21 protein-coding genes are annotated in these 24,531 nt (G+C 59.4%); 11 read left to right on the top strand and 10 right to left on the bottom strand.

Annotation, left to right across the window (positions count from 1 at the left end):
- Positions 1–29 precede the first annotated feature (29 nt).
- From J2857_RS22015 to J2857_RS21995, 5 genes are read left to right on the top strand one after another with little or no spacing between them, the layout of a single operon-like run.
- Entirely contained in the window at positions 30–1,001 is a 972-nt protein-coding gene (locus J2857_RS22015) for a Bug family tripartite tricarboxylate transporter substrate binding protein (protein ID WP_210012205.1), read from the top strand.
- A complete protein-coding gene (locus tag J2857_RS22010) occupies positions 998–3,379 on the top strand; it encodes a molybdopterin-dependent oxidoreductase (protein WP_245363659.1) in 2,382 nt (793 codons plus the stop codon). The genes J2857_RS22015 and J2857_RS22010 overlap by 4 nt, the downstream gene beginning before the upstream one ends.
- A complete protein-coding gene (locus tag J2857_RS22005; RefSeq protein WP_210012204.1) occupies positions 3,376–3,834 on the top strand; it encodes a tripartite tricarboxylate transporter TctB family protein in 459 nt (152 codons plus the stop codon). Before J2857_RS22010 ends, J2857_RS22005 begins: the two co-directional genes overlap by 4 nt.
- A gap of 10 nt (positions 3,835–3,844) precedes the next feature.
- Positions 3,845–5,344, top strand: a complete 1,500-nt coding sequence (locus J2857_RS22000; protein ID WP_210012203.1) for a tripartite tricarboxylate transporter permease — start codon at positions 3,845–3,847, stop codon at positions 5,342–5,344.
- 34 nt (positions 5,345–5,378) lie between these two features.
- Entirely contained in the window at positions 5,379–6,635 is a 1,257-nt protein-coding gene (locus tag J2857_RS21995; protein ID WP_210012202.1) for an NAD(P)/FAD-dependent oxidoreductase, read from the top strand.
- 139 nt (positions 6,636–6,774) lie between these two features.
- Here the strand turns inward: J2857_RS21995 and J2857_RS21990 are convergent, their stop codons facing one another.
- The 5 genes from J2857_RS21990 to J2857_RS21970 form a co-directional block, all read right to left on the bottom strand.
- Positions 6,775–7,896: an ABC transporter ATP-binding protein gene (locus J2857_RS21990; protein ID WP_210012201.1), complete on the bottom strand. Its 1,122-nt coding sequence runs from the start codon at positions 7,894–7,896 to the stop codon at positions 6,775–6,777.
- Between the two features lie 10 nt (positions 7,897–7,906).
- Entirely contained in the window at positions 7,907–8,758 is an 852-nt protein-coding gene (locus J2857_RS21985; protein ID WP_373426767.1) for a carbohydrate ABC transporter permease, read from the bottom strand.
- Complete coding sequence (locus tag J2857_RS21980; protein ID WP_245363657.1) at positions 8,755–9,660, bottom strand: carbohydrate ABC transporter permease; 906 nt, start codon at positions 9,658–9,660, stop codon at positions 8,755–8,757. Before J2857_RS21980 ends, J2857_RS21985 begins: the two co-directional genes overlap by 4 nt.
- A 74-nt stretch (positions 9,661–9,734) precedes the next feature.
- Complete coding sequence (locus tag J2857_RS21975; protein WP_210012199.1) at positions 9,735–10,973, bottom strand: ABC transporter substrate-binding protein; 1,239 nt, start codon at positions 10,971–10,973, stop codon at positions 9,735–9,737.
- A gap of 105 nt (positions 10,974–11,078) precedes the next feature.
- Complete coding sequence (locus J2857_RS21970; protein WP_210012198.1) at positions 11,079–11,774, bottom strand: GntR family transcriptional regulator; 696 nt, start codon at positions 11,772–11,774, stop codon at positions 11,079–11,081.
- Positions 11,775–11,834: 60 nt separating this feature from the next.
- Here J2857_RS21970 and J2857_RS21965 point away from each other — a divergent pair, with 60 nt between their 5' ends.
- A complete protein-coding gene (locus J2857_RS21965; RefSeq protein ID WP_210012463.1) occupies positions 11,835–12,977 on the top strand; it encodes an enolase C-terminal domain-like protein in 1,143 nt (380 codons plus the stop codon).
- A gap of 75 nt (positions 12,978–13,052) precedes the next feature.
- Here the strand turns inward: J2857_RS21965 and J2857_RS21960 are convergent, their stop codons facing one another.
- From J2857_RS21960 to J2857_RS21940, 5 genes are all read right to left on the bottom strand, one after another.
- Positions 13,053–13,646 carry a DJ-1/PfpI family protein gene (locus J2857_RS21960; RefSeq protein ID WP_210012197.1) on the bottom strand — a complete coding sequence of 198 codons (594 nt, stop codon included), beginning with the start codon at positions 13,644–13,646 and terminating at the stop codon, positions 13,053–13,055.
- A 60-nt stretch (positions 13,647–13,706) separates the two neighbouring features.
- A complete protein-coding gene (locus tag J2857_RS21955) occupies positions 13,707–14,657 on the bottom strand; it encodes a substrate-binding domain-containing protein (RefSeq protein WP_210012196.1) in 951 nt (316 codons plus the stop codon).
- A gap of 55 nt (positions 14,658–14,712) precedes the next feature.
- Positions 14,713–15,705, bottom strand: a complete 993-nt coding sequence (locus tag J2857_RS21950) for an ABC transporter permease (protein ID WP_210012195.1) — start codon at positions 15,703–15,705, stop codon at positions 14,713–14,715.
- Positions 15,702–17,219, bottom strand: coding sequence for a sugar ABC transporter ATP-binding protein (locus J2857_RS21945; protein ID WP_245363655.1), 1,518 nt, complete (start codon positions 17,217–17,219; stop codon positions 15,702–15,704). Before J2857_RS21945 ends, J2857_RS21950 begins: the two co-directional genes overlap by 4 nt.
- A gap of 73 nt (positions 17,220–17,292) precedes the next feature.
- Positions 17,293–17,991, bottom strand: a complete 699-nt coding sequence (locus J2857_RS21940; RefSeq protein WP_210012193.1) for a GntR family transcriptional regulator — start codon at positions 17,989–17,991, stop codon at positions 17,293–17,295.
- A gap of 217 nt (positions 17,992–18,208) precedes the next feature.
- Here J2857_RS21940 and J2857_RS21935 point away from each other — a divergent pair, with 217 nt between their 5' ends.
- From J2857_RS21935 to J2857_RS21915, 5 genes are all read left to right on the top strand, one after another.
- Positions 18,209–19,435 carry an iron-containing alcohol dehydrogenase gene (locus J2857_RS21935; RefSeq protein WP_210012192.1) on the top strand — a complete coding sequence of 409 codons (1,227 nt, stop codon included), beginning with the start codon at positions 18,209–18,211 and terminating at the stop codon, positions 19,433–19,435.
- 17 nt (positions 19,436–19,452) lie between these two features.
- Entirely contained in the window at positions 19,453–20,940 is a 1,488-nt protein-coding gene (locus J2857_RS21930; RefSeq protein ID WP_210012191.1) for an NAD-dependent succinate-semialdehyde dehydrogenase, read from the top strand.
- Positions 20,941–20,953: 13 nt separating this feature from the next.
- Positions 20,954–21,775 (top strand): alpha/beta hydrolase, encoded by an 822-nt coding sequence (locus J2857_RS21925; RefSeq protein ID WP_210012190.1) that lies wholly within the window; start codon positions 20,954–20,956, stop codon positions 21,773–21,775.
- An 85-nt stretch (positions 21,776–21,860) separates the two neighbouring features.
- A complete protein-coding gene (locus J2857_RS21920; protein ID WP_037078614.1) occupies positions 21,861–22,166 on the top strand; it encodes a hypothetical protein in 306 nt (101 codons plus the stop codon).
- 424 nt (positions 22,167–22,590) lie between these two features.
- On the top strand, positions 22,591–24,489 hold the full coding sequence (locus tag J2857_RS21915) for an ABC transporter substrate-binding protein (protein ID WP_210012189.1): 1,899 nt from the start codon (positions 22,591–22,593) through the stop codon (positions 24,487–24,489).
- Positions 24,490–24,531: the final 42 nt, after the last annotated feature.

Genomic DNA, 24,531 nt, shown 5'->3' with positions numbered 1-24,531 from the left:
TCCCTCTTGGAGCTAGAAGGAATCCATCTATGAATCGCTTCGGTACAGCATTGCTTTCTCTGTCTATGACGCTGCTGGCGGCCGGCCTCGCCAAGGCGGACGACTATCCCAGCCGGCCTGTGTCCATTGTCGTGCCTTATCCGCCTGGCGGTGCAGTCGATGGCGTTGCACGCGTTCTTGCTACCGCGCTTTCGGTCAAGACGGGCAAGACGTTCGTCGTTGATAACCGAGCGGGCGGTGCCGGCGGCGTGGTCGGTTCGTCCGATGTGGTCAAGGCTGCTCCCGATGGATACACCCTTCTGCTGAACGCGTCGATCCATGTGGTCACGCCGCTGATCAACAAGAACGTGCCTTTCGATGTCGTCAATGACTTCACCCATATCAGCGGCATCGCGGCCGGTCCGCTGCTCGTCACCACCAATCCGTCGGACAAGGCGAACACGCTGAAGGAATTCTTCGCCGAGGTAAAGGCGGATCCGGAATCCTACAACTTCGCCACCTCGGGTTATGGCTCGGCTGGTCATTTGGCTGTGGAAGTCCTGAAGGGCGAAGCTGGCGTCGATACTGAAGTCGTCACCTACAAGGGGGCCGGTCCGGCGCTGACCGACATGATTGGCGGCCAGGTACAACTGATCGCCGATCCGATCCTGTCGTCACTGCCGCATGTCAAGGCAGGGCGGCTGAAGCCGCTTGCGGTGACCAGCCTGACCCGCTCGCCACTCGCGCCGGATGTCCCGACCGTTGCCGAGAGCGGCATGCCTGCGCTGGAAATGCTCTCCTGGTACGGCGTCTGGGCGCCGAAAAATCTTGATCCAAAGGCGGCGGAATATCTCGGCAAGATCCTGCAGGAAGTTGTCACCTCCACTGAATTCAAGGACAAGCTGACGGTCTTCGGCTTCGAGCCGATGTACAAGAACAGCGCCGGTCTAAAAACCTTCGTGGTTGACGAGACGAAGCGTTATAGCGAGATCGTCAAGAAAGCCGGCATCAAGGTAGAATGAAGATGACGAAGGCTCCGAAAACCACGCAACATTCGGAGCCTTCGGCAGATCGGCGCCATGTCGCAACCCATTGGGGGTTCTACACTCATGACGGCTTGCATGGCGCCATTCGTCCGATGGCCGGCGATCCCGATCCTGTTCAATTCGGTAGGGAGCTTCCAGCCGACAGGCTTGCGCCATGCCGCATCCTCAAACCAGCCGTCAGGCGATCCTTCCTTGAAAAGGGACCGGGTTATCGTGCCGGGCGGCGGGGAGCCGAGGCATTTGTCGAGGTTTCCTGGGATGAAGCACTTGAACTGGTTGCCGGAGAAATTCGCCGCGTCAGGGACGAGCATGGCAACGGCGCGATTTTTTCCGGCTCCTACGGCTGGTCGAGCGCGGGGCGATTTCATCATGCGCAAAGCCAGCTGAAACGCTTTTTCAACATGAATGGTGGTTCCGTTCGTTCCGTCCAGTCCTATAGTTATGCCGCCGGCGAAGTCATCCTGCCGCACATCATCGGTTCCACCGATGGGCTGATCTCCGGCCACAGCCCATGGAACCAGATCGTCGGCCATGCGGACCTGATCGTGATGTTCGGCGGCACGCCGCTTCGCAACGCTCAGGTCAATGCCGGTGGCGTTTCCCGCCATGAAACCCGCCAGGGTCTGCTTGACTGCAAAAACGCTGGCGCCCATTTCATCAACATAGGGCCCGTCCGGGATGATGCCGCAGACGAGCTCGATGCCCAATGGATGGCCCTGAGACCCGGGACGGACGCTGCCCTGCTGCTGGCCATCGCCCACCTGTTGATCGAGGAGGATCGCCACGACGCGGCGTTCATCGAACGCTACACCGTCGGCTTCCAGGCATTGCGCGATTATCTGTTCGGTAAGGTGGACGGGGTCATCAAGGACGGCGCTTGGGCAGCCGGCATTACCGGCCTTGCCACGCAGGACATCCGCACTCTTGCCCGGAATATGGCCTCACGAAAAACCTTCATTACGATGGCATGGGCGCTGCAACGGGCCGACCATGGCGAACAGGCCTATTGGGCGGTAATCGCGGTGGCATCGCTGCTGGGTGGCATCGGCCTGCCTGGCGGGGGATTTGGTTTCGGTTATGCATCTGTATCGGGCATCGGCCAGCCGGCGCCGGCCGTGAAATGGCCCTCGCTACCACAAGGGCAGAACCCGGTTTCCGACTACATTCCGGTCGCCCGAATTGCCGACATGCTGCTTTCGCCGGGAGCAGAATACGACCATGACGGCAACAAACGGATCTATCCGGAAATAAGGCTGATCTATTGGGCTGGCGGCAATCCCTTCCACCATCATCAGGATCTCAATCGACTGGTCGAAGCTTGGCAGAAGCCCGAAACGATCATCGTTCACGAGCACTGGTGGAATGCCCACGCACGGCATGCCGACATCGTGTTGCCGGCCTCGACATTCCTGGAACGCGACGATCTGGTTGCAAGCGGCCGCGACGGTTTTCTCGGATATTCGACGCACACGGCGGCACCGCCGGCGGAGGTATTCTCGGATCACGAAATCCTGCGCCGCGTCGCGGCACGGCTGGAGACTGAAGCGGCGTTCACTGGCGGATTGAGCGAATCCGAATGGCTGGAGAAGCTTTATGTCGACGCGCGGGCGAACGCCGCGGCAAGCGATATTTCCTTGCCGGATTTTTCCACGTTCCGGAACGCGGGACTGATCGAGGTGGAAAGCCAAAACGCGGGCAGGCCTTTGCTTGCCGCGTTTCGCGCGGACCCGTTTGCCCATCCGCTGCGTACGCCGTCCGGTCTGATCGAGCTTTCCTCGCAGCTCATTACCAGCTTCGGCTATGCCGATTGCCCCGGCCATCCGGCGTGGGTGGAACCGGTCGAATGGCTGGGTGGCAAACTGGCGGCAACCTATCCACTGCATCTCCTGTCCTGCCAGCCGCATGACAAGCTACACAGCCAGTGGGACCATGCAGCACCGTCGCGCCAGACCAAAAGCGGCGGCCGCCAGCCGGTGCGCATTCATCCCGATGACGCGGCGGCTCGGGGATTGGAGCAAGGCGAGGCAGTGACCATTTCGAACGCCCGTGGTGCATGCTTGGCGGTCGTTGCCATCACCGATGCCGTCATGCCCGGCGTCGTGCAGTTGGCGACAGGCGCCTGGTTCGATCCGGCGGATCCCGCGAAGCCCGGGTCGCTGGAACTGAACGGCAATCCGAACGTACTGACGCCGGATCATGGGACCTCTCGTCTCACACAGGGGCCGAGCCCGAACTCATGCCTTGTCGAGATTTCCCGCTTCATCGGCACGCCGCCAGAAGTGCGAGCCTACCGCCCGCCGGATCTGGTCCCCGATCCGCGATTGAAAGCCCCCAACGGAAAGGAATGGCCATGACCTCACGTCTCAATCCGCAATTGATTGCAGGGCTGGTGTTCGTATCGATCGGCGCGGCTTTCCTGTTGGGCAGTCTCGATCTCTCCTATGGCACATGGCGCAAGATCGGTCCCGGTGCGTTTCCCGGCCTGGTCGCCTCGGCCTTGATTGCCATGGGGCTTATTGTCGCCTTTACGGCCAGGAGACATGACGCCGGGGAAGAACCGCCGAGCCTTTATTCCTCGAAGGTCATGTTCATCATTACAGCGATCGTCGTGTTTGGACTGGTCGTTCGGGGAGGCGGGTTGCTGCCGGCGGTCTTCTGTTGCTGCTTCATCTCCTCGTTTGCCTCACGTCCTTTGCGGCCGGTGAAATCAGCGTTGTACGGGCTCGGACTCGGTGCGGCCTGCAGCCTCGTCTTCATCAAGGGGCTCGGCATGCCGATTGCCATCATTGGCCCCTGGTTCGGACTTTAGGGAAGGTCACATGGAGACTCTGAACGCCCTGCTTCTTGGCCTTGACCAGGCAATCCTGCCGACCAACCTGTTCTGGTGCCTGATGGGCACGCTGCTCGGGACCCTTGTCGGCGTCCTGCCGGGCCTCGGGCCTGCTGCCACCATGGCCATCCTCCTGCCTTTCACCATCGGCCTGGAACCGGTGACGTCGCTGATCATGATGGCCGGCATCTATTACGGTGCGCAATATGGGGGGTCGACGACGGCTATCCTTCTCAATCTGCCGGGCGAAGCGTCGTCTGTGGTTACGGCGATCGACGGCTACAAGATGGCCCGTAACGGACGAGCGGGCGTGGCACTGTCGACGGCGGCGATCGGCTCTTTTTTTGCCGGGACCGTCGCCACCCTGTTGCTGGCATTGTTTGCGCCCTCGCTTGCCGAAATTGGATTGCTGTTCGGCCCCGCGGAGTACTTCTCCCTAATGATCCTCGGGCTTGTCGCTTCGATCGTGCTTTCGCGCGGATCGCTGCCGAAGGCACTTGCCATGGTCTTCATCGGCATTCTGGTCGGCCTTGTCGGTCAGGACGTGCAAACTGCCGCTCCGCGCTTCACGCTCGGTTTTCAAGAGATGTCGAGCGGTGTCAGTTTCGTCGTGGTGGCGATGGGATTATTCGGCATTGGCGAGTTGATCAAGGATCTGGAAACCCCGGAAAGCCGTACGGCCATCAACGCACCATTCTTCTCGATGATTCCGTCGCGGGAAGACTGGCGCCGGATGATTGCGCCGATCCTTCGTGGGACGGGGGTCGGCTCCGTGTTGGGCCTTCTGCCCGGCGGAGGCGCGCTTCTCGCTGCCTTCGCCGCCTATGCCATCGAGAAGCGCGTTGCTCGCCCGCCCGAAGGTTTCGGCGGTGGTGCGATCGAAGGTGTGGCATCGCCCGAGAGTGCCAACAATGCCGGAGCACAGACCTCGTTCGTCCCGCTGCTCACACTTGGCTTACCGGCCAATGCCGTCATGGCTTTGATGTTCGGCGCCTTGATCATGCAAGGTATTGCACCCGGACCAACACTGATTTCCGAACACCCTGACGTGTTCTGGGGCGTCATCGTGTCGATGTGGGTAGGCAATGTCATGCTGCTGGTCTTGAACCTGCCGCTGATCGGCATCTGGACGCGCTTGCTGACGATGCCTTTCCACTATCTCTTTCCGGCCATCGTGGTGTTCTGCTCGATCGGCGCCTTCTCGCTTAGCAACTCGGTCTTCGATCTTTGGTTGCTCGGCGCCTTCGGCGTCGCGGGCTACATCTTCGCCAAGCTCGATTGCGACCCGGCACCGCTGGTGATGGGCCTCATTCTCGGGCCGATGATGGAAGAAAATTTCCGTAGAGCCATGTTCCTCGCACGTGGCAATCCCAGCATATTTGTCGATCGTCCGATTTCGGCAGGTTTGCTTGTCCTTGCCGTGCTTGCCATCGCCATGGTCGCCCTGCCGAAGATCAAAGCCGTCCGCGAAGAGGCATTTCAGGAATGAACCAGCTTATTCCCGTTAGGCAGGGTGAAACGCCATGCATGTAGTAGTCATCGGAGCGGGTATTGTCGGTGCGGCGACGGCACTCGAGCTGTTGAAAGACGGGCACGAGGTTACCATCGTCGAACCGGAACAGCCCGGCGGTCGCCACGCCGCGAGTTATGGCAACAGCGGTTGGCTGAGCCCTGCCTCGATCATCCCGATGTCGATGCCCGGCCTCTGGAGGAAGGTGCCTGGCTATCTTGCCGATCCTTCCGGGCCGCTGACCATTCGCTGGCGGCATCTGGCGCGTCTCGCTCCCTGGTTGCTGCGGTTCATGCTGGCCGGTTCGACTGCAGCCAAAGTTGAACGGACCGCGAGAATTCTGGCGAGCCTCCTGCACGATGCTCCGGCCCGGCATGAGGCACTGGCAGAAAAAATCGGCCGGCCGGACCTCATCCGGCGCAAGGGCCTGCTCTACGTATACCCGGATCGCGCGGCTTTCGGGGCCGAGGCTTTTGCGTGGCGCCTGCGGCACGAAAACGGCATTTCCTATCGCGAGCTATCCTCGGCCGAGCTGCACGCACTCGAGCCGAATCTTGCCCTCCGCTACTCCTTTGCGGCTTTTGTCGAGGATGGCGGTCATTGTCCGGATCCGGGAGGCTATGTCGCAGCGATCGTGGATCATGCGGTAGATCTCGGCGCCCAGCGCATCAATGCGAAGGCGACCGGTTTCAATCTTGCCGGCAACCGGCTTTCCGGTGTCCGGACAGAGGCGAGCATCGTGGCGTGCGACAAGGCGGTCATCGCTGCCGGCATACACTCAAAAAAGCTTGCAGCCCTGGCGGGTGACACAATCCCGATCCAGAGCGAGCGCGGCTACCACGTGGTCATTCCCCATGATCTGGCCAGGGGGGAGATGCCGATCATGCCGAGCGATGGCAGGATGGGCAACAATCCGACTCTTGCCGGACTTCGCATTGCCGGACAGGTCGAGCTGGCAAGCGTCGAGGCAAGACCGAACTGGAGCCGCGCTGATATCTTGCTGAAACACGCGAGGAGAACCTATCCGGCACTGTCGGGCATATCCGAAGACAGGACTATCGATCGGTGGATGGGACATCGTCCCTCGACTCCAGACGGCCTTCCGGTGATCGGTTTTTCAAAGTCTTCCGAAGACATCGTTCACGCGTTTGGCCACGGTCATGTCGGCCTTGCAGCCGGACCGGTTAGCGGCGCGCTTGTTGCAGGCTTGATCGCTGGGCGGCAATGTGCCATCGATCTATCAGCGCTATCCGCCGCCCGTTTTCGTTGATCTGCAAACTCCCGCGTCCTCAAAACGCGGGGAGAGTGACATTCTTACTTTGCAGAAACAGGACACTTCAACTTTGCGGCTGCAACACAATATCAGATAATCTATCTTATGGAACTCAGAGCATCGATACACCGCGCGATTATGAAAAGCCGTTCTCATGAATTGGACGGATTAGTGACGCATCGCCGACATCTATTCTCGCCTCGGTTTTGGCGTCGAAGAGATTGATGCTCGAAGGATCGACCCTGAAACGAATTTGGTCCCCCCTCCGACCTTGAAATCGCGGTTCGGCTCTCGCTATGACAGCTTGATTGCCGACGATGGCAGTGACCATGGTGTCCGGACCCGTCGGCTCCACGACGTCGATCACTCCCTCAAGAGAAGCGTCCTCCATCTCGACGACCTTGAGTTCTTCCGGCCTGACGCCGAGCACGCACTCCCGCGTGCCGTTCGCACCCCCGGGACCGCCGAGAGAGACGATCACGCCCTCGCTCGTGAACCGGGCTCCGGCAGAATCCGAAAGAAGTTTCCCCCTAATGAAATTCATTGCTGGAGAACCTATGAACCCGGCGACGAACATGTTGGCAGGGCGTTCGTAGATGGTTCGGGGATCGGCAAGCTGCTGAACATAGCCGCCCTTCATTACGGCCACCTTCGTCGCCAGCGTCATCGCTTCGATCTGGTCGTGGGTGACGTAGACGATGCTGGTGCCGAGACGTTCGTGAAGGCGTTTTATCTCGGTTCTCATCTCGACGCGCAGTTTCGCGTCCAGGTTTGAAAGCGGTTCGTCGAAGAGAAAAAGGTCGGGGTTGCGCACGATCGCGCGCCCCATGGCAACGCGTTGCCTCTGGCCGCCGGACAAATTTGCAGGAAGACGATCGAGAAGATGCCCGATCTGAAGCATCTCCGCCGCCTTGCGAATTTCTGCCTTGCGCTGTTGCTCCGGCACGCCCCGCATTTCGAGCCCGAAGCCGATGTTTCGTTCGACCGACATCGTGGGGTACAGCGCATAGGACTGAAATACCATTGCGATGTTCCGATCTTTCGGCGGTAGGGCAGTGACCGACCGGCCCGCGATGGCAATATCCCCGGCCGACGGTTCGTCAAGCCCGGCGATGATGTTCAACAAGGTGGACTTGCCACATCCGGAAGGTCCAAGCAGTACCAGAAAGCCGCCGTCTTCCAGATCGACATCTATTCCGTGGAGGACATCGAGCGCGCCATAGGATTTGCGGATACGGTTTATGGAAAGGGTGGCCATTGTTTTCTCCTCAACCCTTGATCGCGCCTGCGGTAAGACCCTGAACCATCGCACGTTGAACGATCGCGAAGAGGACGACTACCGGCAGGATGCTCAGTATGCCGCCGGCGGCAAGCACCCCCCACGGCAGCTGGAATTCGCCGACCATTAATTGCAGTCCGACAGGCCACGTTCGGGAGCCCTGCCCTGTCGTCAACATGAGTGCGAAAATGAACTCGTTCCACGCAGCGATCGCGATGAACACCGAACTGGCGACGAGACCATTTCGCGCCAACGGCAGGACGATGCGCACCATGGCTCCAAGCCTTGTGGAGCCGTCGATCCGGGCAGCGCTTTCCAGCTCTTTCGGGGCGGCATCGAAGAAGCCTTTAAGCATCCAGGCAAACAGCGGCAACAGGAAGCTGGTATAGGCAAGCGCCAGTCCGAAGCGGCTGTCGACCAGGCCCACGGTCCGCATCATGACGTAGAGCGGGATGATCACCATAACGGCCGGGAACATCCGCACCAGCAGATAGCCGAGCATGATTTTGTCGCGGCCTTTGAAGGGCAGCCGTGCGAAGGCATAAGCCGCGAGCGTTCCGGTCAGAACGCAGATTACCACGGTAATTGTGGTCACTACCAAGCTGTTTGCAATCAGCACGGGAAAATTCGATTGTGTCCAGATGGCGACGTAGTTTTGGAAAGTGATCGTTCGGGGGATATACTGCATATGCGAGGTGACGATGTCCGCTTCCGTCTTGAGGGAAGTGAGAAACATCCAGAGGATCGGCCCGAGGCAAAACGTCGTCAGAGCTGTAAGCACGACATACGTCAGGATGTCCCCCGCAAGGCGTCGGCTGCGGCTGGTCTTGAGCATTCTCATTCCTTCGTGACGTGCGTTAACCTGATATAGATGGTCGCAAACAGCATGAGGAGGATGAACATGACGACCGAAAGCGCCCCGGCGTACCCGAAATTGAACTCGCGATAGGCAGTCTGGAACGCGTAGAGCGACAGGACTTGCGTCGCATTGCCGGGGCCTCCACCGGTCAAAACGAGCAGCAGGTCAGGCGAATTGACGAGACTGATCACGCGCAGGATGACGGCCGCGGCGATCACCGTCTTCAGCATCGGCACAGTGATCAGACGAAACTGCCGGACGGGGCCAGCGCCATCGACAGCTGCAGCTTTGTACAGGTCCTCGGGAATGCCTTTCAATCCGGCGAGAAACAGAAGTGCGAAGAACGGGAAACCATGCCACGCCTCGACCAGAATAGTCGCGGCCAACGCGGTGGCCGGATCGGCGAACCACGCCTTATAGGTGCTCAGTATTCCTATCCGCACCAGCAGATCGTTGATGACGCCCAGCCGTGGATCCAGCAAGAGAGCCCACATATGTCCCGCGACCACGTTCGGCAGAAAATAGGGAAGCAGGATCAGCACACCGAATAGCTTCGTACCTGGAAGGTTGCGATTGAGCGCCACGGCTGCAACGAAACCGAGCGTCACTTCGATCGCGATGGCCGCCGTCACCCAGATCGCCGTATTTTTCAACGAGATCCAGAAGACCCGATCAGACATCATGGCGACATAGTGCTTCATCCCGACCCAGCCGTTAAGGCCAGGGCGGGTGAGGCGCATTTCCCTGACGCTGATGACGAAGCCGTAGAGCGTCGGATAGGCGACCACCAGCAGAAGTAGGATCAGGCTCGGAAACAGCAGGAGGTAGACCCAATACCGCGTTTCGGAAAGATTTCCGAGCAGCGTGATTGGTCCACGTGGCAAGACTGACTTCATATGATCGCGGCGCATGCCGTCCTCTGTGACGCAACGACGTTGCGGTCATCGCGCCTGGTTGACTAACGAAGCGCGGCTTCGAGCCCTTCGATCATGCGATCGACGGCCTGCACGGGTGTCAACTGCCCGGTCAGAACCGACTGGAAGGCGGGATTGACGACATTTTCCGACCACCCCGCGGCGCCTACGAAACTGTTGGGCAGTCGACCAAATTCGAGCGTCTTCGAAGCGGCCTGATAGACCGGATTGGACTTGATCCGCCTATCCTCAAGCGCCGCCGTCGACGCGGGGAAATAACCCGTCGCTTCCAGCAGGGCGATCGCCGCGTCCGTTTCACCCCAGAAGCTAATCCAGTCCCAGGCAGCGTCGACATTGTCGTCCTTCATGATGCCGTTCCCGGCGTACGCAACACGCGCGATGTGTGCCTTCGGCCCCGCGGGCATGGGAGCCGTGGCGAACTGTTCGCCCGCTTTGAGAGCAGCGGAGATTTCGATCAGCGACCCGGTATGGTGCCAGATCATGGCGGTCTGACCGGTGCGGAATCCCTCCATGATCTGGCGGTAGCTGTCGTTGGGCGTGCTTGGTGGAACGACTTTCTCTTTTAGAAAAAGGCTCGAGTAGAAGCTGACGGCCTCGACTGCTGCCGCCTTGTCGATCGCCGCCTGCCCGTTCTTCACGATCGGAGAGCCGAAGGATTCGATCATGTCGATGACGTATTTGAACGCTCCCGCGCCACCTCGCATGCCGAACGCGTAGCGACCTTTCGCGGGGTTAGTCAGTTTCCTGCACGCGGTGACGAACTCATCCAAGGTCTTCGGCGGGCCTGCCAGGCCCGCTTCCTCGAAATAGTCCTTGCGGTAATACATCCAGTCAACGAAGGCATAAGCTGGAACGGCATATACGGCGCCATCTTGGGACATGCCGGTCCACCGGTTTTCCGGCAGATTGGCCCTGCCCTTCCATGCATTCACTCGCTTGGTAATATCCGTCAATGCGCCCATCGCCGTCAGGTCGGCGAAGCGTTCCGCGATGACCATACCGGTATCCGGCCGTCCACCAGCCACGACCGCGGACGAAACCTTCGCCATGTATTCAGAGTTCGGGATGCTTTCCTGCGTGACCGTGACGCCCGGGTGAGCCTTGCCGAACAGCTCGATGATTTTCAACAGGCCGGCCATCTCCGATTGGCTCGTGAAATGGTGCCAGTAGTTTATCGCGGTCGCCGCATTGGCGGGGCGAATACTGCCGGCAAGTGCCAGGGCCGCCGTCGCGGCGAGAAATTCACGTTTGGTGATCTGCATCTATCCATCCTCCCAAATATCAGATCGCAAATCTGATCGATCAGTCAGAGATAGCAATCTTTCGAAGGCTCGGCAAGGCCAAGACGACTGGACGCGCAGTTCCGGTCAAACCAGTCCCATATTTCGATGTATCGCTGCCTGGAAATGCGCCTGAAGCGCCTTCTCTGCAGCGTCGGCATCCCTGGTGGAACATGCCTCCAGAATATCCAGATGCTCCTTCAATGTCCGAATGAGGATTGGGGGCGTGACCTTCCGTTCCAATCGCAGCAAACGCAGGTAGTTGTGCATTCTGCGATATGCCGTATCGATCAGTGGATTACGCAGTGCCGCGACGATCTGGCCGTGAAGCTCGAGCTCGAGGAGATCCATCTCCGCGAGATGATCGGCGGTAAGTCCATCCCTCTCCAGTTTACGCATAAGCCTGGAATGGCGGACTTCCAGGCTGTTCATCAACTCCTCTTCGGCCTGTTCGGCGAAGACTCGCACAGCCGACCTCTCGATGATCGAGCGGAACTGATATGTCGCACGCGTCAAGTCCAGACCCGGTCGAACGAACTGGATTCCGGAGCGTGGATGGATCGTGAGAATGCCTTCGGCCTCAAGCATTCGCAGCGCATCGCGGAGCGGCGCGACCGGCACGCCGACGATTTCCGAAAGCTCGTTCTGGGAGATGAACGCGCCGACAGGAACCTTTCGTTCGAACAGACTCTCGAGGATGCGCTCATAGGCTACGTCGCTGAGCCGCGGCGCGGCGGACTCGACATCAGCTGATTTTCCCTTACGCGCTTGCGATTTTTTCATACGTTCGATAATACCATTGATAGATCAGTTGCCAAACTTAAACGATCAGAGAGCGCTGTCATGCCCCTATCAGAATTCCGTATAACCCGATTTCAATTCGCCCGCGACAGGGTAATCGGGGACAGTCAGGTCCGAGCCGACGACGTCAACGTCGCGGCCCTCGAACTTGTGGGCGAAAGCGGAAAGACGGGGCTGGGCTTTATCCAGACCCTCTTTCATCCCCTCCCGGATCAAGCCGAGATCGAGGCGGTTTTTGCAAACGAGGTTTGGCCCGGCATCGAAGGCCAGGAAGCCATCGCGTTGGTCCATCGCGTACATCGCCCGAGGGGCGGCAACCAGCGCGCCTTTTCGCTGCCATTTCACGAGGCCCTGCAGGTCGCATTGTGGGACCTTGCCGCCAAGGAAGTCGGACTACCGCTTCACGCGCTGCTCGGTAGCCGTCGTGACCGTGTTCGCGCATACGCCAGCGGTCTCGACTTTCACCTCAGCGACGAAACGTTCTGCGCGCTGTTCTCACATGCTGCGAGCCTTGGATACACGGCGTTCAAGATCAAGGTGGGGCATCCAGATTTCAAACGGGATATGCGTCGTCTCGATTTGTTGAAGGAAGTCGTGCCTGCCGGCTCACAGATAATGATCGATCCCAACGAGGCCTGGAATTCGAAGGAAGCCCTGGTGAAGCTTACGGCGATCCGCGACGCCGGCCATGATCTGTTATGGGTTGAAGACCCAATTCTGCGCCATGACTTCGAGGGGCTCCGGACGCTCCGTCACGCGGTCAACTGGACGCAGATCAACAGCGGAGAGTATCTCGATGCCACGGGAAAACGGATCCTTATGGAAAATTTCGGGACCGATCTGCTGAACGTCCACGGCCAGGTGACCGACGTCATGCGGATCGGTTGGCTTGCGGCCGAGCTCGGCGTCCCGGTCAGCCTGGGCAATACGTTCCTGGAGGTCGGGGTGCACATGGCCGTCGCACTTCCGGAAGTCGAATGGCTCGAATATTCGTTTCAGAATTTCGATCACCTGGTTGAGCAGCCTATCGAGATCAAGGACGGTTTTGCATTTGCGCCAAACCGTCCAGGCCATGGACTTGTTCTCAGCGAAACGGCCCGCAGGGATTGGTCTCGTCCGAAGCGCCTCGGCCGATCGGAACTTGGTGCGGCGCCGATAAACCCTCGCTTGCCATACCTCGCCTGACGTTCGCGTCGACATCGATGGTCGACAATCGATCGGTGAAACAAGGGGCTGACGCCAAACGCCAGCCCCACATTTTTAGTTGTGGTGGATTTCAGTTCCCAACACCTTCAAGCATTCACGAATGAACGCTGCGAGAGCCGTCCAGCCCTTGGCCGAGACCATCGTCCCGTCGACATATGCCTCCGTCGGGGACAGGTCGACATAAGTACCGCCGGCGAGAGTGACTTCCGGCTCGCAAGCTCCAAGCGCCCCGACCTTCTTGCCACGGACGACGCCATCAACAGCGATCAGTATTTGGACGCCGTGGCAGATCGTGAAGATCGGCTTCTGCTTCTCGTGGAAGTGCCGCACGATCGCCTGCACCCGCTTGTCGGTCCGAATGTATTCCGGCCCGCGGCCGCCTGCGGCGTAGACAGCGTCGTACTGCTCGAGCTGCCATTCAGCTTCCGAGAACGTCTTGTTGATCGTGAAGAAATGGCCGAGCTTTTCCGTATAGGTCTGATCTCCCTCGAAATCGTGCAGCGAGGTCTTAATCAGATCACCCGCCTTCTTGTCCGGGCAGATGACGTGGACGGTATGCCCGACCGCCTCCATCGCCTGCTGGAAGACGAAAATTTCATATTCCTCGGTGAACTCACCGGTCAGCATCAGTATCTTCTTGCCTGGCATGGCCTGCTCCTCTTGACCTTATGCGGTGGGGCGGCGACAGCCGCCCCGATTATGTGATTTTCAGAAAGGTGAATCCGGGAAGTAATATTCCTTGGCATTCTCCCGGGTGATCAGCGGCGCGTCGAGCTTCACGGTTCCACGCACGGGCGCCTGCCCAATCAGGTTTGCCACCGTCATGTAGATTGCGGTCTTGATCATTGCCGGCGGATAAGGTGTCTCGACAGGCGTCATCGCATCACCGTCGATGACCTTCTTGACAATGTCCTTCATTCCATTCCCGCCAAGCGCCAGCTTGATGTCCTTGCGCCCGGATTGTTTCACCGCCTCGAGAACGCCGAGCAGCATGTCGTCGTCGTTGGCCCACACGGCGTCGATCTGGGGGTACTTGGCAAGATAGTCCTGCATCAGCTTGAAGGCTTCGTCGCTGTTCCAGTTCGCATACTGGATATCCAGTATTTTCAGGCTGGTACCCTTGATCGTATCTTGAAACCCCTTGATCCGTTCGTCGTCGATCACCGTTGGGATGCCACGCAGGACGACAAGATTGCCCTTGCCACCGAGTTTGTCGATCATGAACTTTGCGGTGTTGCGTCCGACAGCGATATTATCGCCGGCAACATAAAGGTCTTGAATAGTGGGGTCGTTCAGACCGCGATCCACGACGGTGATGAATGTACCGGCATCCTTGACCGCCTTGACCGGCGTCGTGAGTTCCTCAGAGGTGTGCGGCAGGATCACCAGAGCATCGAGTTTACGTCGTGCGGAAAGATCTTCCAGCGCACTCACCTGCGCCGTGGCCGAGGGCGATGTCTTGACGATGACTTCGACATTTGGAAACGCGGCGTTGATTTCCTTGGCGGCGGCCTGAGCATGATAGACGATGCCGGCTGTCCAACCATGGTCGGCCGCCGGGATGGAGACCGCGACAACCTTCTTGTCGGCAGCCAGCGCGTGCCCGGCGATCAGCAAGGTACCGACGGCCACGGCGGCAATCCGTTTAATCCTAAACATTCATTCCTCCCAGAATTGGACCCACAAACATGAACCCGTGTGGTCCGGACACGGGTTATTTCGAAAACCTTTGGATAAGCATGGCGATGATGATGATGACGCCCTGGACACCTGCGACGAGATATTCCGAGACGAAGTCGGACAGCACCATCAGGTTGGCGATCAGTTCAAGAATGACGGCCCCCGCGACCGTGCCCCAGACATGGCCCTTCCCTCCACGGAGCGCCGTGCCGCCGATGACGACCGCGGTGATGACCTGTAGCTCCCAAAGGACACCCGTCGTCGGCGTCGCGGCACCGAGGCGCGGCACATAGCAAATGGCGGCGACGGCGACGCAGGCTCCCTGGATGGCGTAAGCGATCGTGCGGGTCTTGATGATCGAGATGCCGGAGTAGCGGGCGACATCTTCGTTGGCCCCGACTGCGGCGCATTTCCGCCCGTATTTCATCTTGTAGAGAACGAAGGACGCCAGGGCGGCGACAGCGATCGAGATGAGGATAGGATACGGAATACCGCCGACTGTTCCGAAATAGACGGGCCGATAGGCGTCCCGCAGGCTGCGGTCGATCGGGATCGTTCCTCCGTCAGACATGTAGGTGATCAGCGCTCGGAAGATGCCCATCGTCCCAAGCGTGGCGATAAATGGTTCGATCTTTCCGACGGTGACGATGACGCCGTTCAGCAGTCCGCAGGCAAGACCGATGGCGACGGCTATGGCCATGCCGGCCGGGATCGCTAGGACGCCCCAGTCGGGAGCCATGGCATTCATGAACATAATGGTGACGCCGGTGATGAAGGCGGCCATCGAGCCGACCGAAAGGTCGAGCCCCCCGGACGAGATCACGAATGTCGCACCCACCGCTATGATCGCGATGAACGCGCTGCGCGTGATCACGTTTCCAAGGTTGGTGGCCGACAGGAAATCCGGATTGATCAAGAAGCCGATCAGAAGAAGCGCCAGGAGCGCCAGGAATGGACCGACGTCTGTCCAGCCGATGCTCCATTCGCGCTCCGGCCGAAGCGGCGTCGAACCCGTGATAACGGTCATTGTCTTCCTCCCTGCTCCGTTGCTGCCGCCACATCGCTTGTGGCGAGCAGCGCAATATCGGGTTCCGTCATCTTGTCGCCGGCAACCTCTCCCGTGATGCGCCCCTCTCGCATGACGAGGATCCGATCACAGATGCCGATGAGTTCCTGCATTTCCGAAGAGATGACGATGCATGCCTTGCCTTCGGCAACCAGCCGGTGGATGAAGGCGTAGATCTGTGCCTTGTTGGCGATATCGATGCCACGCGTCGGCTCGTCGATGACCACGACGGACGGATTGGTGAGCAAAACCTTGGCAAGCAGAAGCTTCTGTTGATTGCCCCCCGAAAGCTGCCCCGCCTTCACGCCGAGGCTTTTCAACCGAATGTCGTATTGTTCCACTGCTTCGGTCAGAGCAGTCTGCTCACGTCCCCTGTGCATGAGAAGTCCAGGATGGAAGCGACCGAGCGCCGACAGGGTCAGGTTGGGCGCGAGACGCTCCTGAAGCAGCAGCCCTTTTCCTTTTCGATCCTCGGTTAGATAACCGACGCCAGCGTCCAGCGCGGAACGCGCGGAGCGAATGTCGATCGGCTTGCCGTCGAGTTCGACAGAGCCGGTCGCGGAACGAAGGCCCATGATGCCTTCGAACACCTCCGTCCGGCCCGCGCCGATCATGCCGGCAAACCCCAGGATCTCTCCCTTATGCACCGAGAACGAGATATTCTTGGCGAAGCCCGGAACGGCGAGGTCACGAACCTTGAGCATTGCCTGTCCACGGGGCTCAACGCTCCTTTCGGGGTAGAGCGCCGCGAGGTCCCGCCCCACCATCAGTCGCGCCATATCCATCTGGGTAAGACTGTGGCCGGGAAACGTCCCCACCATCTTGCCATCTCGCAGGACCGTCACCTTGTCGGCGAGCCGTTGCACCTCGTCGAGGCGGTGGCTGATGTACAGAACCGCTGCACCTTGGTCTTTCAACTTCAGGATAATGCCAAGAAGCCGCTCGACCTCCTCGCCGGTGAGCACCGCAGTCGGCTCGTCGAAGATAACGAGCTTGCAGTCGTCGAGAAGAGCGCGGGCGATTTGCACGAGTTGGCGGTCTGCCAGGGAGATGTCACGCACCAATGCATTTGGCGAGACAGTGCAGCCGAGTTCCGCAAGCTTCTCCCTGGCGAGACGCCGCATGGTCCGGTCGTCGACGAGCATACCCCGCATCAACTCCCGTCCGAGGAACAGATTTTCGGCGACGGTGAGGCCGTCGGCGAGCAGTATCTCCTGATGCACGAGGACGATGCCGGCGTTCTGAGCCTGTTCGGGCCTGGAGAAGCGAACCTCATGGCCGGCCATGAACAGCGTTCCGGAAGTGGGTTCGGCATACCCTGAAAGAACGCGCATGAACGTTGACTTTCCGGCGCCATTTTCTCCGATGATTGCGTGAATCTCGCCGGGCAGGACGTCGAGAGTGACCTCGGACAGAACTGTCACGGGCCCATATTGCTTCGCGATGCCTTCCGCGCGCAGGACGGGCTGATGCATGGCTTCCTCGCCTCGAGGCACGTTGCTCCTCCTTACCCGATCAAGGCTCACAACAGTCGACATCGAGGCGTCCTCAATCGAAAGCCGGCAGGAGCCGGTCGCGAGAATGCTCGATATGTACGCGCATCGCCTTTTCGGCGGCTGAGGCATCTCCTAGGGCAAAGGCCGCCAACAGAGCCTCATGCTCGTCCAGAGCCTCCTCGGTCACACGCGAGTGGAACATCAGGCGGAAAATGTGAAAGTGCGTGTGCTGATGATTGAGCGTCTCGCGGATGAGTTCGTTTCCGGCGAACTCCATGATCCGGTCGTGAAAGATGGCGTCCTGACGCGCGAACGTGGAGTAGCGGATACGTTCGTCGGTTCCTTCCCGACGGCCCATGACCCCGGCCGCCTCCTGAAGGGCCGCGAGTTTGGTTTTGTCCATCGCGGTCGCGGCTCTGGCCGCGCTGTCCGGCTCGAGCAAAAGACGAAGTTCGTATAGCTCGTCGAATCTGCGGCGGGTGATCTGCGGCGCTGCGCTGTAGCCGATCAGATGGGTCTTGACCACCAGCCCCTCACCCTCAAGCCGCCCCAATGCTTCCCTGATCGGCGTCTGCGAGACGTTCAGTTCTCGCACCAGGTTGTCGACCGTGATGCGGGATCCGGGCGCAATTTTTAGCGACATGAGCTGTGCGAAAATGACCTCGTAGACGCTTCCCGCCAGGCTGTTGCTGCGTTGGATATAGGAACTGCCGACGGCCTCGTCGGAGGGAACTATGGGAGTATTCTGCATATTTTTGCCTCTTGACATGGCCAATCGCTAACATGATGCTGCGACCAATTCAATCCCATATCCTATAGGATTTAATATTGGAGACAAAATTAATGGTCACTCGGGAGTCTGCCCTCCACGTGGCGCCACGTGGCCGTCGGAGACGGAGTCGGTATCTCGCTTCAGCTCAGGAATTCCCTTCGGATCACGACACACCGACCGTCAAAGGACATCGTCAATGACCCATTTTGCCGCCATTCGGCTACCGCCCGAAATTCTGTTCGGGAAAGGACAGCGACACGCGCTCCCGAGAGTTGCTTCAAGATTTGGGACGCGGGCCCTCGTCTGCACCGATCAGCGCTTCGCTCAAACCGCCGTCTTCGCTGAAATCGTAACGGCGTTGCAAGCGGCATCCATCGACGTCCTGATCCACGACGGGGTCCTGCCGGACGTTCCGCGCGATACGGTTGCGGTGTGCGTGAACGATGCGCGAGACTTCAATCCCGACATGGTGATCGGGATTGGTGGCGGCAGCTGCCTCGACATGGCGAAGTGCGCGGCATTACTTCTGAGCCATGGCGGAGACCTGCAGGACTATTATGGAGAGTTCAAAGTTCCAGCAGCGACGCTTCCCGTCATCGCGGTTCCCACCACCGCAGGCACCGGGTCGGAAGTTACGCCGGTTGCGGTGGTCTCCGACCCCGATCGGACGCTCAAGGTCGGCATTTCCAGTCCCTATTTGATAGCCAGCACGGCCATTTGCGATCCGGAACTCACGATGTCGTGCCCGCCCGGCCTGACTGCGGTGGCAGGAGCCGACGCCCTCACCCATGCGATCGAAGCGTTCACTGCAGCTCACCGGGGTACGGATGCCTCTCTTGCTCAGAACCACGTGTTCATCGGCAAAAGCGCATTGACCGATCACTTTGCCCTGCTTGCCATAAAGCTACTCGGCCGCAGCCTGGAGAAAGCCTGCAACGACGGTTCCGACGAGGACGCACGATCCGATGTGATGATGGGCGCACTCGCCGCCGGCTGCGCTTTCGGAACCGCTGGAACCGCGGCGGCTCACGCGATCCAATATCCGGCTGGGGCGCTCACCCATACGGCACACGGTCTCGGCGTCGCCACTCTGATGCCCTATGTGATGAGCTACAACAGTTCCGCCTCGGCGCCGGAACTGGCGGAGGTCGGCGCGGCGCTGGGCCTCGATCAGACGGGCCTTGGGCTACAGGAAATGGCAGAGGCAGCGATCGAGGAAGTCAGACGGCTATTCGCGGCAATCGGCATCACCCCGACCCTCGATGCACTCGGTCTGCCGGCAGACAAGATCGACTGGACGGCCGAACAGGCATTCGGCATCGACCGGTTGATCAAGAACAATCCCCGGCCTTTCGATCTCGAGGCCATGAAACGCCTCGTCCGGGCAGCCTATGACGGCGACCTTGCCGCAAGCGCAATCTAATTCCAGGAGTATTTTTCATGACCGTTGCCCAACCGGACCTTCATCATGATCGTCAATTCCCTGACATTCAGGCCGCTTCACGCGGGCTCTACATCGATGGTGGATGGGTGTCGTCGCAGTCGGGAAAGACCATAGAGGTCATCGATCCCTCGACCGAGGCCATTCTGGCCGCCGTGCCCGATGCGACGATCGAAGACGCCGCCGCCGCGGTCGAATCCGCAGCTCGTGCTGCCGTTTCTTGGCGTGAAACCGCACCCCGCAAACGCTCGGAAATCCTGAGGCGCTGCTTCGAACTGATGATCGAGCGGGCGGAGATGCTGGCGACATTGATTTCGATGGAGAACGGCAAGGCCTTGAGAGACGCGAGAGGCGAAGTCGCCTATGCGGCGGAGTTCTTCCGCTGGAATGCCGAGGAAGCCGTCCGGATCACCGGGGAGTACGGCGTTGCTCCTTCGGGATCGAACAGGATCATCGTCGATTACCAGCCAATCGGCATCTGCCTGTTGATCACGCCTTGGAATTTTCCGGCTGCCATGGCAACGCGCAAGATCGCTCCCGCCCTGGCAGCAGGGTGTCCCGTGATCCTGAAGCCAGCCAGCGAAACGCCTCTCACGGCATATGCGCTCGCGTCGATCTATGAAGAAGCCGGCGTACCTCCCGGCGTCGTCAACGTCTTGACGACCAGCAATCCAGGCCCCGTGACAGCAGCGATCCTCGCCGACCCGCGCGTAAGGAAACTCTCCTTCACCGGTTCGACGGGCGTCGGGCGCACCCTGCTTGCGGAAGCGGCCAAACATGTCATTTCCTGCTCCATGGAGCTTGGTGGCAACGCCCCCTTTATCGTCTTCGATGACGCGGATCTGGAGGCCGCGCTCGATGGCGCGATGATTGCCAAGATGCGCAATGCCGGAGAGGCCTGCACGGCCGCGAACCGCATATATGTCCAATCGGGGATTCACGACGCGTTCGCGGAGGGACTGACGAGGCGAATGGCAGCATTGAACGTCGGTGCGGGAACCGATGCCCTCACCGAATGCGGGCCGATGATCACCAGGAAAGCCGTAGAGAAAATCGGTCGCCTGGTCGACGATGCGAAGACGCGTGGTGCGAAGGTTCTATGCGGCGGCGAGCTGTCGAAGGATCCAGGCTTCTTCTATCCGCCGACCGTGCTTTCCGATGTCCCGGCCGACGCCGATATGGCGCACGAAGAAATCTTCGGTCCGGTCGCACCAATTTCCCGTTTTCAGAGCGAAGAGGAGGCCATAGAACTGGCGAACAACACTGAGTACGGCCTTGCGGCCTACGTCTACACTCGTGATCTTGCGCGAGGGCTCCGTGTCTCATCCAAAATAGAAGCCGGCATGATCGCACTGAACCGAGGCCTTGTTTCCGATCCCGCGGCGCCCTTCGGCGGTGTCAAGCAAAGCGGTCTCGGGCGTGAGGGCGGCCAACACCATGGTATAGCCGAGTTCATGGAAGCGAAATACATCGCTACCAGTTTCTGACAGGAGTGGAGATTTGGAGACCGACCCCTTCCGCATCCGCGGTCATGTCGCGGATTTCGATGCGATCGTAGAGGAGATTGTCGAACGAAGTGCCGCGACGCGCGACAAACTCCCCATGATCGCGGATGTGCCCTACGGGAAAGGAGAAAGCGAAACGCTCGACCTCTTTTTTCCGGCAGGATCACGCGAGAACCTTCCCGTACACATATTCATCCATGGCGGTTACTGGCGGATGTTCTCCAAACGGGACTACTCCTACGTTGCCGACACGATCACAAAGGCCGGCGCAATTGCGGTCATCGTCGATTATGCGCTGATGCCTCGTGCGCGGATGGCCGTACTCGTCGACCAGGCGCGGCGGGCGAAACAGTGGGTTCTCGAGCGGATCACCGAATATGGCGGCGCCCCGTCGCTCCTCACAATCAGCGGCCATTCCGCCGGGGCGCATCTCGCCAGCTTCTTGTTTCACCGTGAGCAAGCGAACTCCGATGTAAATGGTGCATTTCTTCTCGGCGGCCTCTACGATCTTTCACCGCTGCAGGGATCTTTTCTGCAGAAGGAAATCGCGCTTACGCGCGAAGAAGTCGTCGATTTCACCCCTCTGAACCATCAGCACGATCAAAGCTGCCGCGCAATTCTGGCTGTCGGCAGCAACGAAACTCCGCCCTTTCATGCGCAGCTAAACGCCTTTGCCGCGTCATTGAGACAGCAAGGGCTTCCGGTATCCTCCAAAATCATACCGGGCCGAAATCACATGGACAGCGTTCGAGATCTCGGCATTCCAGGGACCGACGCCGGCAATATCTTAACGAGGCTCATTCAGTCTTCTTCTTGAAGGAAGAGCCGCCGCCAAAGTTTGAGTTGACCGTCTTCGATGACGAGGCGACAGTTGCAACCTGCGGCAAGGCAGGAGGAAAACGATGGACGAGAAAGACCGCTGGCGCCACATGGCAAGCGCACCGAGAGACGGTAGTCGGATCTTGGTCACGATCCGCCCTTCCGAACAGGGACCAGCAGAAGTTGACCTCGCGTATTGGTCGAATGGCGATCAGTTCGGTGGTGAAGGCTGGCGCGCCTCTGATTCCTCGCCCGGGCACGTCATCGAATATGCTGAGCCGGAGTTGAAGTGTTGGATGCCGATGCCCTCGGCCAACCTCAATCGCCTCTCACTGCCCTCACCCTGGGAAGGCAGCGACGCCCAGCAGTTCGACGGGTCAGGGATTTAAGAAGTCACGCCCTCGGCGAGCTCAGCTTGCGTTGCACCCGTCGCAATGACCTCGGTACCGAGCGTTTCGCCGGCTGGATCAGGAACCGTGACGACGTCCTGCGAGTTCCGCTTGTCTTGCGTCCATGGATCCGCATGTCATCTTCAACTGTGAGAAGGTTCTGCCGAACCCTTCGCGCTCCCGGCCGCCGCGGCGGCCGGCAACAATCTCTCATAGCGTTCCTCTTCTCCCGTTCGGCGGTAAAAGTCCTGAGACAGCGATCAGGGGAACTCCTCCCCGGCTTAGACGCAGTCGTCCAAGCTCAGCGCAGCATATCATAAAATATGATATAAATCATAAATTCGGTTGACATTCTCAGTCGCTCAGGCAGTATCCGAGCCATTCGGATAGCCGATTAGCACGCTGGAACTGGGAGGATAACGGCATGCTTTCGAGAAGGACATTTATGTGGCTCGCGGGAACATTTCTCGCGACAAGGCCGGCGCTTGGGCAAGTGCCGAGCAACGATTTGCCCCGAGAACAGCTGCTGATTCTCGAAAATCCGGAAGGTACAATCAAAAACGCCGGATGGTTCAACATTTGGGCTATCAATGCCGGTGGCCAGACGACGGGTCTCCATCAGAACGTGATGGACACCTTCTGGTACATCGACCCGGATCACGGCATCGACGGTGTCTGGGACAATTCCCTAGCGACGGAAAAACCGATTTATAACAAGAATTTCACGGAGATGACCGTCAAGCTCCGCTCCGGCATCTTCTGGAGCGATGGCATCGAATTCACCGCCGACGACGTGGTGTTCACGATCGAGACCCACATGAAGACCAGCGGCCTACGCTGGAGCGCCCCGGTCCAGATCAACGTCGCCGCGATCGAGAAGAAGAGCCCGACTGAAGTGCTCTTCAAGCTCAAAAAACCCAATTCGCGCTTCCACGCACTGTTTACGGTTCGCTGGAATGCCATGTGGATGATGCCGAAGCATGTCTTTGAGAAGGTCGGTGACGTTCTCAAGTTCGACTTCAACCCGCCGGTCGGGCTGGGCGCCTATACGCTCCACAATTTCGACCGCGGCGGCAAGTGGTTCATCTGGAAGAAACGTGAGGATTGGAAGCGTACCACGGTAGCCCGGTTCGGCGAGCCTGGCCCAGGTTACCTCGCCTATATTGACCCGGGACCGCCGGAAAAACGGGTCATCGAGCAGCTCAATCATCGTCTCGACGTCATCCACGACCTGTCCCCCGAAGGCATGTTCACGCTCGCCAAGGACTCGCCGTCGTCGGTCAGTTGGTTCAAGGGTTTCCCGTACGCACACCCTGATCCGACATTGCCTTCGGTCATCTTCAACCATCGGCTGGAGAAATTCCAGAATAAGGACGTACGCTGGGCGCTGGCACTGCTGATCGACATCAAGGCCGTCAGTATGGCCTCCTATCGAGGCGCGGCCACCATTTCCGCAATCGGCGTGCCGCCCACTGGACTTTATCCGAAATATTATTTCGAACCGATGGAGCAGTGGCTGACAGGCTTCGAACTCGACACGGGCAAGCGGAAGATCAAGCCGTACGACCCGACTACGGGCAAGCAGATCGCCGACATGCTGCGTCCGTCCCTCAAGGACCAGATACCAACGGACGCGGCAGATATTGCGACAGCGTTTGGCCGCGGATGGTGGAAACCTGACCCGGAGGCGGCAACCGAACTTCTCCAGAAAGCCGGCTTCACCAAACAGGGCGAGCGCTGGCATCAGCCGGACGGGCAACCATTCACCGTGAAAGTCATGGTGGAAGGCGATCTCAGGCCGGTCATGACACGCGCCGGATCGATCATCGCGCAACAATGGCGGCGTTTCGGCATCGATGCGAATATCGACGTCGCCCAGGGAACGATGCTTGACCGGCGAGGCGTCGGCGACTTCGACACCTTCATAGGCTGGAGCGTGGAGACCTGGGGTGGTCACCCTGACCTGTCGTTCTTCCTCGACAGCTGGCATTCCCAGTTTGTCGTCGATGTCGGCAAGGTGCAACCGCCGAGAAACTGGCAACGTTGGAAAGAACCGAGGCTGGACAAGATCATCGAGGAGATCCGCACGATCGATTTCGACGATCCCCGCGGGGTCGAGCTCGGTCTCGATTATCTGAAGCTGGCCACCGAGGAGATGCCGATCATTCCGCTCATGGCCTACAACGTCTTCGCGACCATGGACACGACGTATTGGACCGGTTTCCCGAGCCTCGCAACCAAGCCTTACACGAACCCGGTCGCCAACTGGGGTAACACCAAATACATGATGGTTAACTTGAAGCCGACCAAGCCGGCAAAGTGAGAAACTGCCGCCCGGCGCCTCCAAGCGCCGGGCGGAGACCTC

The organism is Neorhizobium galegae (assembly GCF_017877055.1).
In the GTDB taxonomy this organism is placed as follows: domain Bacteria; phylum Pseudomonadota; class Alphaproteobacteria; order Rhizobiales; family Rhizobiaceae; genus Neorhizobium; species Neorhizobium galegae_D.
This window is presented reverse-complemented; position numbering and strand designations above follow the sequence as displayed.